The organism is Nocardioides sp. P4_G4 (assembly GCF_056401085.1).
Genome location: NZ_JBFUKA010000005.1, coordinates 49544 through 61883 on the forward strand (window position 1 = coordinate 49544; position 12340 = coordinate 61883).

The window sequence follows — 12340 nt, forward strand, 5'->3', positions numbered from 1 at the left end:
CATGAGGGTCATGGCTCAGATGGCGATGGTCATGAACCTCGACAAGTGCATCGGGTGCCACACCTGCTCGGTCACCTGCAAGCAGGCCTGGACCAACCGCTCGGGCACCGAGTACGTCTGGTTCAACAACGTCGAGACACGACCGGGCCTGGGCTACCCGCGCACCTACGAGGACCAGGAGGAGTGGCAGGGCGGTTGGGTGCGCAAGCCCGACGGGCGTATCGCACTGCGCTCCGGCGGCCGTCTCAAGAAGCTCCTCACGATCTTCTCCAACCCCAAGCTCCCGTCCATCCAGGACTACTACGAGCCATGGACCTACGACTACGAGACGCTGCTCGGCTCACCGCAGAGCGACACGTTCCCGGTCGCCCGGCCCAAGAGCCTCCTCACCGGCAAGGACATGTCCGTCGAGTGGTCGGCCAACTGGGACGACGACCTCGGCGGCAGCCGTGAGCACGCCGCCCGCGACGTGATGCTCCGGGGCATCGAGGACAAGGTGAGGCTCGAGTTCGAGCAGACCTTCATGTTCTACCTGCCGCGCATCTGCGAGCACTGCCTCAACCCGTCGTGCGCCGCCTCCTGCCCCTCCGGCGCGATCTACAAGCGCGAGGAGGACGGCATCGTCCTCGTCGACCAGGACCGGTGCCGCGGCTGGCGCATGTGCGTCTCGGGCTGCCCGTACAAGAAGGTCTACTTCAACCACAAGACCGGCAAGGCCGAGAAGTGCACGTTCTGCTACCCGCGCATCGAGGTCGGCATACCGACGGTGTGCGCGGAGACCTGCGTGGGCCGGCTGCGCTACATCGGACTGGTCCTGTACGACGCGGACAAGGTGCTCGAGGCCGCGTCGGTCCAGGACGAGCACGACCTGTACGACGCCCAGCGTGCCTGCTTCCTGGACCCCGACGATCCCGCCGTCCAGCGAGCGGCGCAGGAGGCCGGCATCCCGCGCGACTGGATCGAGGCTGCGGGCAGGTCGCCCGTCTGGGCGCTCATCAACCGGTTCCGGGTGGCGCTGCCGCTGCACCCGGAGTACCGCACGATGCCGATGGTCTGGTACATCCCGCCCCTCTCGCCGGTCGTCGACGTCATCCGGGACACCGGGGAGGACGCGGAGGACCGCGGCAACCTCTTCGCCGCGATCGACACCCTCCGGATCCCCGTCGAGTACCTCGCCAACCTGTTCACCGCCGGGGACACCGAGCCCGTGGACGCGGTCCTCAAGAAGCTCGCGGCGATGCGCTCCTACATGCGCGACATCAACCTGGGCCGGGATCCCGACGAGTCCATCCCCGCGGCCGTCGGCATGACGGGCGAGGAGGTGTACGACATGTTCCGGTTGCTCGCGATCGCCAAGTACGACGAGCGCTACGTGATCCCGTCCGCGCACGCCGAGCAGGCGCACGCCCTCGAGGAGCTCGCCACCGAGTGCCCCGTCTCGGAGCAGGGCGGCGGCCAGCAGGACCTCTTCGGCGAGGGCTCGGGATACCCGACGCCGGTCGCGGTGGAGAACTTCCGGATGCTCCAGGACCGGCAGACGTCCGACACCCTCGCCTCGCCCGGCGACAAGGCGTCGCGGGTCAACCTGCTCAACTGGGACGGCAAGGGCGCGCCCGCCGGCCTCTTCCCGGATCGCAAGGAGGACTGATGTTCGCCTTCACCCGGTCACGGCCCCGGCCCGACACCGTACGGCCGGTGTGGGCGGCGCTGTCGGTGCTGCTCGACTACCCGACCGCCGAGCTCGTGTCGTCCGTGGGTGCCCTGCAGGAGTTGGTCGAGGAGAACGCGCACCTCGAGCCCCTGCTGGCCCACCTGCGCGACACGGAGCTGCGCGTGCTGCAGCAGGAGTACGTCGCCACCTTCGACCACACCCGCAAGTGCGCGCTCTACCTCACCTACTTCGCCTACGGCGACACGCGGCGGCGCGGCATGGCACTGGTGCAGTTCAAGGAGGCCTATCGCGCGGCCGGCGTCGAGTGGGACCAGTCCACCGGGGAGCTGCCCGACCACCTCTGCGCGGTGCTGCAGTTCGGGGCGACCGTGGATGCCGAGGGCGCCCGGCGGCTGCTGGACGACCACCGCGCAGCCGTGGAGATGCTGCGCCTCGCGCTGACCGGCTGGCGCAACGACGACGGCTCGACCGGCTCACCGTGGGCCGGGGCACTGCTCGCCCTGTGCGACACCCTCCCTGCCCTCAAGGGCGACGAGGCCGACGCCGTACGCCGTCTCGTCGAGCAGGGTCCGCCAACCGAGGAGGTCGGCCTGCAGGGCTACGGCTCCCCGCTGATCTCGCCGGCCAGCATCCCGGTGGGGATCCCGCGATGAACACCTTCCTCTGGGTCATCGTCCCCTACCTCTGCCTCGCGGTCTTCGTCGTCGGGCACGCGTGGCGCTACCGCTACGACAAGTTCGGGTGGACCACGCGGTCCTCCCAGCTCTACGAGGACCGGCTGCTTCGACTGGGCTCACCACTGTTCCACTTCGGCATGCTCGGCGTCGTCGGCGGCCACGTCATCGGGCTGCTGGTCCCGCGTTCGTGGACCGCGGCGATCGGTGTCGACGACCACCTGTACCACTACGTCGCGGTGCTCGGGGGACTCGTCGCGGGCGTCATGGCGCTGGTGGGCATGACGATCCTGATCTACCGTCGACGCACCGTCGGACCCGTGTTCTCGGCCACGACGACGATGGACAAGGTGATGTACGCCTTCCTCGGCGCGGCGATCGTGCTGGGCATGTGGAACACGATCGCGGGCTCGGTCTTCAGCCTCGGCGGGGAGTACAACTACCGGGAGGGCGTGTCGGTCTGGTACCGCTCGTTCCTGGCCTTCCAGCCCGATGCCGAGCTGATGGCGGACGCCCCCATCGGCTTCCAGCTCCATGCGCTGGTGGCCTTCGGGCTCTTCGCGCTGTGGCCGTTCACCCGGCTCGTGCACGTCTTCAGCGCGCCGGTCGGCTACCTGACCCGGCCCTACATCGTCTACCGCAGCCGCGACGACGCCCAGCTCGGCAGCCACGGCCCGCGTCGCGGCTGGGACCGGGTCGACTCATGAACACCGAGGAGGCTCCGATGAGGTCCACGTCGCTCACCCGCCTGGCCGAGGAGCAGCTCGACCGGGCCCGTGCCGCCAGCAGCGGCCGGGCCGCCATCACGGTCCACGGCGGCCACGAGCACGACCTGCGGCAGACGCTCATCGCGCTGGCGGCCGGACGCACCCTGGGCGAGCACGACGCCCCGGGCGAGGCGACCCTCCAGGTCCTCGTCGGGACGGTGCGGCTCACCGCCGGTGCCGAGAGCTGGCACGGCGCTGCCGGCGACCACCTGGTGATCCCGCCGCTGCGCCACGACCTGCTCGCGGAGACGGACGCCGTGGTGCTGCTGACGGTCGCCACCCGGGCCTGACAGTCTGGGCGGCATGACCACCGCCGGCCTCCTCCTCGCGGCCGGCGCCGGACGCCGTATGGGCTCTCCCAAGGCACTCGTGCACGACCCCGACGGCACCTCGTGGCTGAGGCGCTCGGCGCGGGCGCTGCTCGACGGAGGCTGCTCTCCGGTGCGCGTGGTGCTGGGAGCATCCGCCGACGAGGCGCGGCACCTGCTCGCGGACCTCCCGGTCGAGGTCGTCGTCGCCGACGACTGGGACTCCGGGATGGGGGCCAGCCTGCGCGCGGGGCTGCTGGCGGTGGGGGATCGCGACGCCGTGCTCGTCTCGCTCGTCGACCTCCCGGACGTGGGCGCACCGGTCGTGGCCCGCGTGCTCGCGGCCGCGACCGGGCCCGCGACGCTCGCGCGGGCGGCGTACGACGGGGTGCCGGGTCACCCGGTCCTGCTCGGACGCGACCACCTCCCGGCCCTGGCGGCGACGCTGCACGGCGACGTCGGGGCCAAGGCGTACCTCGCTGCGCACGAGGTCGGCCTCGTCGAGTGCGGCGACCTGGCCACGGGCCGGGACCGGGACTCCCGGTGACGGACCGGGGGACGGTGGGCAGTCCGCGCCTGCAGCCGCTCACCCGCGCCAAGCTGGCAGGCCAGGGGGAGGCCGGCGCCGCCTGGCACCGCGAGCTCCCGGTCGTGCTCGGGGTCCTGGAGGAGCGGTGGGGGCTGCGGGCGGGACGTCCCCTGCCGGGCGGGAGCGAGGGCTACGTCTGCCGGGCGACGACCCACGACGGCGAGGAACGGGTGATCAAGGTGGCCCTGCCCGGCCACGACCTCCTCGCCGAGGCGCGGGTCCTCGAGGCGGCCGGCGGCCGCGGCTACGTCCGCCTGCACGGCCACGACCCGGAGCACGACGCGGTGCTGCTCGAGGCCCTCGGCCCGGCCCTTGCGCAGACGCCGTGCCCGCCCGAGCGGGCCATCACCCTGCTCGCCGACACCCTGCGCGAGGCCTGGCGACTGCCCCTCGAGGCGGTGCCGCCGGGGGAGGACAAGGCGGTCTCCCTGCGCGCGCTCGTCGTCGACCTCGACGAGCGCCTCGCACGGCCCACGGACCGGCGCGTGCTGCGTACCGCGCTCGACCACGCGGACGCCCTCGCCGACCACGACCCCGCGACCACCGTGGTCCTCCACGGCGACGCCCATCCGGGCAACACCCTGCCGGTTACCGCGCCCCGGGACGGAGCGCCGGTGGGGTACGTCCTCGTCGACCCGGATGGCTTCCGTGGCGACCCGGCCTACGACGCGGGCGTCGTGCTCCGCGACTGGTGCTCCCACCTCACCGGACCGGACGCCCGCACCCACCTCGAGGGCTGGTGCGACCTCGTCTCCGAGCGCACCGGCACCGATCCCGAGCGGGTGTGGGGGTGGGCGTTCCTCGAGCGGGTGTCGACGGGCCTCTACGTCACGTCGTTCGGCGCCGAGCGGGTGGGACGGCCGTTCCTCGCCACGGCCGAGCACCTGCTCGGGTAGCCGGACGGCTCAGCGGCGACGGATGCGGAGCTCGCCCTTCGGCGCCGAGCGCCCTCCGGGACCGGCCCGCCAGGCCAACGTCCGACCAACGTGGGGGTCGTAGCCTGAGTGACATGGACCACGGCCCGCGCTCTGCGAGCGACCTCAGCTCCGCCAACGCACTCAGCTCTGCGGGGGACCTCAGCTCTGCGGGGGACGTCGCCGCGCGCCTCGGCGCCACCGGCTACCTCGCGGACGAGGAGCTCGCCACCATCGTCTTCCTCGCCGCCCGGATGCAGCGCCCGCTGCTCCTGGAGGGCGAGCCCGGCACGGGCAAGACCGCGCTCGCCGAGGCCCTGGCCGCCACCCTGGACCTGCCGCTCGTCCGGCTCCAGTGCTACGAGGGGATCGACGCCACCCAGGCGCTCTACGACTGGGACTTCCCGCGCCAGATCCTGCACCTGCGCGCCCTCGAGGCCGCGGGCGCCGGCAGCAGCGCGGAGGACGCCGAGAAGAGCCTGTACGACGAGCGCTTCCTGCTCGCCCGCCCCGTCCTGGCCGCGCTCCAGCAGGCCCCTGCCGTCCTCCTCGTCGACGAGGTCGACCGCGCCGACGACGAGTTCGAGGCCTTCCTGCTCGAGGTGCTCTCCACCTGGCAGGTCACCATCCCCGAGCTCGGCACCGTGAGTGCCTCGACGCCGCCGTTCGTGGTGCTGACCTCGAACCGCACCCGCGAGCTGCACGACGCCCTCAAGCGCCGCTGCCTCTACCACTGGATCGACCACCCCGGCCTCGAGCGCGAGGTCGAGATCGTGCGGTCCCGGGCGCCCGAGGTCTCCGAGACGCTCGCGCGCCAGGTCGTCAACGTCGTCCAGCAGCTCCGCGACCGCGACGACCTGCTCAAGCCGCCAGGGGTCGCGGAGACCCTCGACTGGGCGCGGGCGCTCAACCACCTCGGCACCACCGACCTGGACCTGGCGACGGCCGCGGCGACCCTGGGTGCGCTCGTGAAGTACCGCGAGGACGGCGACCGGGTGCGCCAGGCCCTGGACCGGATGCTCGCGTCGTGACCTCGACCCTGCACTCCGCTGGTCCGCCCCACGACGGCCCGGGCGACGCGGTGCCCCTCCTGCTCGGCTTCACCCGGGCGCTCCGGGCGGCGGGCGTCCCCGTCACCCAGGACCGGTCCCACGGCTTCCTCGAGGCCACCGCGCTGGTCGGCCTCGACGACCGCCGCGCGACGTACTGGGCCGGACGCGCGACGCTGTGTGCCGGTCCCGACGACCTGGCGCGCTACGACCAGGTCTTCGAGGCGTGGTTCGACCCCCGCGGGGAGCTGCCGCGGCGGCGGGGGGACAGCGAGCCCGCCGTGCCGCCCTCGGCCGCCCTGCCGAGCCTCGATGCGCCGGGCGAGGGTGACACCTCCGACGACGAGGTGCTCCGCGCCAAGGCCACCACCACCGACGTCCTGCGCCACCGCGACGTGGCCACCCTCGACGCGCTGGAGCGACAGCGGCTCGCCACGATGTTCGCGAGCCTGCGGCCCACGGCGCCCACGCGTCGTACCGCCCGGCACGAGCCGTGGCACCGCGGCCGCCTCGACGCCTCACGCACCCTGCGCGACTCGCTGCGCCGGATGGGGGAGCCCGGCGACCTGGCGTGGCGGCGTCGGCGGGTCCGGCCCCGCCGGGTGGTGCTCCTGGTCGACGTGAGCGGGTCGATGAGCGGGTACGCCGACGCGCTCCTGCGCCTGGCCCACCGCTTCGTGAGCGCCCAGCCGCGGGTCGAGGTCTTCACCGTCGGCACCCGGCTCACCCACGTCACCCGCGCGCTCCACCACCGCGACCCCGACCGGGCGATCGTCGCCGCCGGTGAGGCCGTCCCCGACTGGTCGGGCGGCACCCGGCTGGGCGAGACGCTTCGGGTCTTCCTGGATCGCTTCGGCCAGCGCGGGATGGCCCGCGGCTCGGTAGTGGTGGTCTTCAGCGACGGCTGGGAGCGGGGGGACGCGGCCCTGCTGGGCGAGCAGATGGCCCGCCTGCACCGGATCGCGCACCGCGTCGTGTGGGTCAACCCGCACCGCGGCAAGGCCGGCTACGAGCCGGTCCAGGGGGGCATCGCTGCCGCCCTGCCACACTGCGACGACTTCGTCGCCGGCCACTCGCTGGCGACCTTTGCCGAGCTCGTGGAGGTGGTCGGTCGTGCGTGACGTCCTGGGTGAGCTGATGGGATGGTGGGAGGCCGGCGAGACCGTCGGCGTCGGCACCGTGGTCGCGACCTTCAGCTCGGCGCCCCGACCGGCCGGTGCCTCGATGCTGGTCGGCCCCGACGGCTCGGCCGTGGGGTCGGTGTCCGGCGGGTGCGTCGAGGGCGCCGTCTACGAGCTCGGCCAGTCGGTCGTCGACTCGGGCGAACCGGTCCTCGAGCGGTACGGCGTCTCCGACGACGACGCCTTTGCCGTGGGCCTCACGTGTGGCGGGATCCTGGACGTGTACGTCGAGAAGGTGTCCCGCGAGACGTTCCCCGAGCTCGCCGGGATCGCCGCCGACGTCGAGGCGGGACGCCCGGTCGCGCTGGCGACCGTCATCGACCACCCGGACCCCGCCTGGCTGGGCCGGCGGATGGTGGTCCGCCCCGACCGCGAGGCCGAGGGTTCGATCGGGTCGTCGCGCGCCGACGACGCCGTCCACGACGACGCCCTGGGCCTGCTCGCCGCCGGCAGCAACGCCACCCTCACCTACGGTCCCGACGGCGAGCGTCGCGGTGAGGGGATGCGGGTCTTCGTGTGGGGCTTCGCCCCCAAGCCGCGGATGCTGGTCTTCGGTGCCATCGACTTCGCCGCGGCGGTGGCCCGGGTCGGCTCGTTCCTGGGCTACGACGTCACGGTGTGCGACGCCCGCCCCGTCTTCGCGACCACGAGCCGCTTCCCCGAGGCCGACGAGGTGGTCGTCGACTGGCCGCACCGCTACCTCACCGCCGAGGTCGAGGCCGGGCGCGTCGACCGTCGTACGGTCCTGTGCGTCCTGACCCACGACCCCAAGTTCGACGTGCCGCTCCTGGAGGTCGCCCTGCGGCTCCCCGAGGTGGCGTACGTCGGCGCGATGGGCTCGCGGCGTACCCACGACGACCGGATGCAGCGGCTGCGCGATGCCGGGATCACCGACGAGGAGCTGGAGCGGCTGAGCAGCCCCATCGGCCTCGACCTCGGGGCCCGCACGCCGGAGGAGACCGCGGTGTCCATCGCGGCCGAGATCGTCGCGAAGCAGTGGGGAGGGTCGGGACACCGCCTCGCCACGTCCAGCGGTCGCATCCACCAGGACCCGCTCGTGCCGCGCTGACCCGGACGTCCGATCCGGGCGGCTGGTCCGGACCCCTGCCGCCATCAGGTCCTCCGCGCTACCGTGACCACCGTCACACCCGAACAGCGCAGCACACCTGTGGGGGACCATGAGCTCAGACCGCGACCTCCGGGACCGGCGGCTCGAGGCCGTCCAGGCGTGGACCTCCTTCGTCGAGCTCGGCGACGAGGCGGGCGACCGGGTGCGACCCGAGATCCGCGACAGCTGGCAGCTCTCGACCGGTTCCGTCACGCCGCACCTCACCGAGGCGCCGCTGGCCGACGAGTCCGACACGGCGGCGTACTGGCGCAACTCGCCCCTGCAGACCGCGGTCGAGCGGGTCGAGGCGGAGCTGCGGCGGACCGCCGAGGACGGCGACCTGGTCATCGCGGTCACCGACGCGGAGACCCGGATCCTGTGGACGTACGGCGGGCGGGTGATGCGGCGCAAGGCCGAGACCGTGAACTTCGTGCCGGGCGGTCGCTGGGACGAGCGCAGCGTCGGGACCAACGCGCTGGCCATCGCCAGCCGCACCGGCGACCCGTCGATGGTGTTCAGCGCCGAGCACTACGCCTCGATCGTGCACAACTGGGTGTGCTGGGCCGCTCCTGTGCACGACCCGGTCAGCGGCGAGCAGCTCGGCGTCATCGACCTGTCGACCACGTGGGACCGCACCCACCCGATCGGGCTGGCCACCGCGCGCGTGATGGCGCGGCTCATCGAGACCGCCATGCCCACCGGGCGGCGTACCGGCCTCACGCCCGTCGCTCCCGCCGAGCCGGGCCTGACCCTGTCCCTCCTCGGCACCGCCGAGGCGTGGCTCGACGGTCGACGGCTGCTGCTCAACCGGCGCCAGACCGAGATCCTGGCCCTGCTCGCGATGCACCCGCACGGGCTCTCGCTGGAGCACCTGCACTCCCTCCTGTACGGCGACTCCGCCGTCACCACCTCGACCCTCAAGGCCGAGGTCTCCCACCTGCGCTCGGCGCTCGGCGGCCAGCTCGCCTCCCGCCCCTACCGCCTGACCCTGCCGGTCGCGACCGACATCGACGAGGTCCAGGTGCTGCTGCGCCGCGGCGACGTGCGGGGTGCCGTGGCGGCGTACGGCGGCGACCTGCTGCCCGGCACGAACGCCCCGGCGCTGGTCCAGATGGGCGACTTCCTGGCCGTCAGCATGCGCGAGGCGCTGCTGGCCCACCCCGACCCCGAGGCCGTCCTCCGCTACAGCGAGCTGGCGCCGTACGACACGCACGTCGTCGAGGTCTGCCTGGCCCGGCTGGGACTCAGCGACCATCCGGCCAAGGCCCTCCTGCGCGGCCGGTTGGCCGTCGCCGAACGCTGACCGCGGCTCTCATCCCTTCGCCGGGCACGCTCGGTGGTAGGGCCTTGATAGGAAGGTCCCATGCGCCTGCCCGTCCCCGGACCCCGTGACCTCCTCGCCGCTCTCGCGAAGGGCACGGACCAGGTCGAGGCACTTCTCGGGGCCGTGCCCCGGGTGCTGGCCCTGCTCGACCAGGCCGAGGTCCTGCTGGTGCGGGCGTTCGCGGCCGTCGACCAGGTCGAGGCGGTGACGGCGGACGCCGCGGGGGTCACGGCCCGAGCGGGCGTCGTCGTGGACCGGTCCGAGACGATGGTCGCCCGGTCCGACGGGCTGGTGGCGCGGCTGGCGACGCTGCTCGACGCCCTGGAGGGTCCGCTGACCGCCTTGCAGCCCACCCTGCAGACGCTGGCCGACACGACGCACCCCGACGAGGTCGCCGCCCTGGTCACCCTCGTGGACCACCTGCCCGAGCTCACGATGCGGGTGGAGAGGGACGTGCTGCCGGTGATGACCACCCTCGGCACCGTCGCCCCCGACCTGCACGACCTGCTCGACGTCTCCCGCGAGCTCAACGAGATGCTGGGCAAGCTGCCCGGGCTCGGTCGCATCAAGCGTCGGGTCGAGGAGGAGCAGGAGGCGGAGGAGGCCTCCGGCAACGGCGGGCGCGAATGATGGCCGGGTCGGTCAAGGGTCCGTTCGAGGGTCCGTTCGAGGGTCCGGAGGCGGGGCCGTTCTTCCATGGCACGAAGGCCGACGTACGACCTGGTGACCTGTTGCGTCCCGGCCACGGCTCCAACTACGGCGAGGGCGCGACGGCGAACTTCATCTACCTCACCGCCACCCTGGACGCGGCGACCTGGGGAGCGGAGCTGGCCAAGGGCGAGGGGGTCGGCCGGATCTACCGGGTCGAGCCCACGGGACCCTTCGAGGACGACCCCAACCTCACGGACCAGAGGTTCCCCGGCAACCCGACGAGGTCCTACCGGACCCGGGACCCGCTCCGGGTCGTCGGCGAGGTGGAGGACTGGACGCCGCACCCTCCCGAGGTGCTCCAGGCCATGCGCGACCGTCTTGTGGAGCTCGAGCGTCAGGGGATCGAGGCCATCAACGACTGAGGGTGCGGGTTCTGGTGGGAGCTCACGCCTGGACGCCGAACATCGGTCGGGCTGCCTCGAGGCCACTCCCGGTCCGACACCAGCACCTCGTGGCGCGCCGAGGACGTCCGGGACGCGATCCGATGGTCCCCGTCCTATCTACGGCGGTGGAACCTCAGGTCGCCGCTCGACAGTCGGTCGTGGAGGTATCTGTCGTCGTGGGCGCGGTGGTGGTGGTGGGAGCAGAGGAGGAGCCCGTCGGCGAGGTCGGTCTTGCCGCCCTTGCTCCATGGGATGAGGTGGTGTGCTTCGCACCAGGCGGCGGGGATGTCGCAGCCCTCGGCGCGGCAGTGCTTGTCGCGGAGGTCCATCGCCCGTCGTGGGCCGTTCTCGTAGAGCCGCTTCGACCGGCCGAGGTCGAGGACCTCGGACTTACCACCCAGGACGGCCGGGATGAGGCCGGCGTTGCAGACCAGGCGGCGGGCTTCGGAGGCGCTGATGCGGTGGCCGGTGTCGGTGGTCGCGACCCCGAGCCCGCTGACGAGGGTGTCGTAGTCCATGGTGATGACCACCGAGGTGGCGGTCCCTCCGTGGCGGGGCACCCTGGTCGGGTCGAGGTGCTCGAGGAGCGCGCAGAACGCATGCCCGAGGCGGGTGGAGTACGGCACGGCGCTCTGCTCGCCCCCGCTGGCGTCGGAACCGTCGTCCTTGCGGGGGTTGGTCCAGGCGTGCAGGTAGGTCAGCAACCGGCCCGCGGTGGCGTCGGGGACCCGGATCCGGATGGTCGTGGTCCCGTCACCGTGCGACCGCGTGGTCAGCGACGTCGTCTTGCGGGCCTTGTGTTCTTCGTCCTCGAGACGCTTGCGCTCCTGCTCGTCGCCGACCTCGGGGGCCACGACGTCGAGGATCCGGCCGCCCAGGACCCGCAGCTCATGCGGGGTGAACGTGGCGGCGTGCTCGACCAGTACCCGCTCCGCATCTCTCACGACGTCCGCCGGGGTGTCGTCGGGGAGGTCATCCAGGGCTCGGCCGATGACGTCGGCCTGCGCGGTCGACACCTCCCCGGACCCATGATCGTCCGCCAGGACCGTCCACCGCTCGGCGAGCGACTTGGCCAGCGTCATGTCCCGGCGCGCCCGGCCACGGTCGGTCCTCGCGGCCCGCTGGAACCACGCGGCCACGTCTCGGTCACCCGCCTCTTCGGCCACGTCGTCGGCGACCGCCATCAACCGAAACCGGACCGACGCCACCCGCGACTCGAGCCGAGCCAGCTCCACCAGCGCAGCGGCCTTCTCGGTCGGCGCGAGGTAGAGGAGCTCGACCTGGCCGACCTTGTCCAGCGCGGCCGAGATCGCCTCGGCTGCCTCCTGAACCAGGTGTCCGGTCGTCATGTCAGCCCCCCGCTGATCGGCCGCTGGGTGGTCCCACGGGCGGGACCTGCGGCGTACGAGCAGTTTATTCGAACAAGTGTTCTGGTTCCATACCCAGTATGGGTCTGTGGATCAGATGCGCTGGACGCGAATCGCGTCGCCCCCATTGCAATCGAAGCTCGTGCGTCGGCAGGGAGGGTCGGCCTCCTCGAGCGCAACGGAAGTGCCCGGACTGGCGTGCTTGTAGTGCACGGAAATGCCCGGTCGGCGTGTTTGAAGCGCCAGGAAACGCCCGGTCGGCGTGCTTGAAGCGCAGGGAAGCGCCCGGTCGG

General features: G+C 72.6%; 13 protein-coding genes. 12 read left to right on the forward strand and 1 reads right to left on the reverse strand.

Annotation, left to right across the window (positions count from 1 at the left end; translation table 11 throughout):
• Window position 1: 1 nt before the first annotated feature.
• The 12 genes from narH to arr all read left to right on the forward strand — a co-directional run bounded on the left by narH (window position 2) and on the right by arr (window position 10659).
• A complete protein-coding gene (gene narH / locus AC1DQF_RS02220; RefSeq protein ID WP_477523578.1) occupies window positions 2–1648 on the forward strand; it encodes a nitrate reductase subunit beta in 1647 nt (548 codons plus the stop codon).
• On the forward strand, window positions 1648–2325 hold the full coding sequence (narJ, locus tag AC1DQF_RS02225) for a nitrate reductase molybdenum cofactor assembly chaperone (protein WP_477523579.1): 678 nt from the start codon (window positions 1648–1650) through the stop codon (window positions 2323–2325). Before narH ends, narJ begins: the two co-directional genes overlap by 1 nt.
• Window positions 2322–3053 carry a respiratory nitrate reductase subunit gamma gene (gene narI / locus AC1DQF_RS02230; RefSeq protein WP_477523580.1) on the forward strand — a complete coding sequence of 244 codons (732 nt, stop codon included), beginning with the start codon at window positions 2322–2324 and terminating at the stop codon, window positions 3051–3053. Before narJ ends, narI begins: the two co-directional genes overlap by 4 nt.
• 17 nt (window positions 3054–3070) lie before the next feature.
• Entirely contained in the window at window positions 3071–3403 is a 333-nt protein-coding gene (locus AC1DQF_RS02235) for a cupin domain-containing protein (protein WP_477523581.1), read from the forward strand.
• A gap of 13 nt (window positions 3404–3416) precedes the next feature.
• Window positions 3417–3968 (forward strand): nucleotidyltransferase family protein, encoded by a 552-nt coding sequence (locus AC1DQF_RS02240; protein WP_477523582.1) that lies wholly within the window; start codon window positions 3417–3419, stop codon window positions 3966–3968.
• A gap of 14 nt (window positions 3969–3982) precedes the next feature.
• Entirely contained in the window at window positions 3983–4906 is a 924-nt protein-coding gene (locus tag AC1DQF_RS02245; RefSeq protein ID WP_477523583.1) for an aminoglycoside phosphotransferase family protein, read from the forward strand.
• 113 nt (window positions 4907–5019) lie between these two features.
• A complete protein-coding gene (locus AC1DQF_RS02250) occupies window positions 5020–5955 on the forward strand; it encodes an AAA family ATPase (protein ID WP_477523584.1) in 936 nt (311 codons plus the stop codon).
• Window positions 5952–7094, forward strand: coding sequence for a vWA domain-containing protein (locus tag AC1DQF_RS02255; protein ID WP_477523585.1), 1143 nt, complete (start codon window positions 5952–5954; stop codon window positions 7092–7094). The genes AC1DQF_RS02250 and AC1DQF_RS02255 overlap by 4 nt, the downstream gene beginning before the upstream one ends.
• Entirely contained in the window at window positions 7087–8223 is a 1137-nt protein-coding gene (locus AC1DQF_RS02260) for an XdhC family protein (protein ID WP_477523586.1), read from the forward strand. Before AC1DQF_RS02255 ends, AC1DQF_RS02260 begins: the two co-directional genes overlap by 8 nt.
• Window positions 8224–8332: 109 nt before the next feature.
• Window positions 8333–9565: a transcriptional regulator gene (locus AC1DQF_RS02265; RefSeq protein WP_477523587.1), complete on the forward strand. Its 1233-nt coding sequence runs from the start codon at window positions 8333–8335 to the stop codon at window positions 9563–9565.
• 60 nt (window positions 9566–9625) lie between these two features.
• Window positions 9626–10216: a hypothetical protein gene (locus tag AC1DQF_RS02270; RefSeq protein WP_477523588.1), complete on the forward strand. Its 591-nt coding sequence runs from the start codon at window positions 9626–9628 to the stop codon at window positions 10214–10216.
• Window positions 10216–10659 carry an NAD(+)--rifampin ADP-ribosyltransferase gene (arr, locus tag AC1DQF_RS02275; RefSeq protein WP_477523612.1) on the forward strand — a complete coding sequence of 148 codons (444 nt, stop codon included), beginning with the start codon at window positions 10216–10218 and terminating at the stop codon, window positions 10657–10659. Before AC1DQF_RS02270 ends, arr begins: the two co-directional genes overlap by 1 nt.
• 134 nt (window positions 10660–10793) lie before the next feature.
• Here the strand turns inward: arr and AC1DQF_RS02280 are convergent, their stop codons facing one another.
• The gene (locus AC1DQF_RS02280; RefSeq protein ID WP_477523589.1) at window positions 10794–12029 is read right to left on the reverse strand and encodes an HNH endonuclease signature motif containing protein; all 1236 of its coding nucleotides are present in this window, start codon (window positions 12027–12029) and stop codon (window positions 10794–10796) included.
• Window positions 12030–12340: the final 311 nt, after the last annotated feature.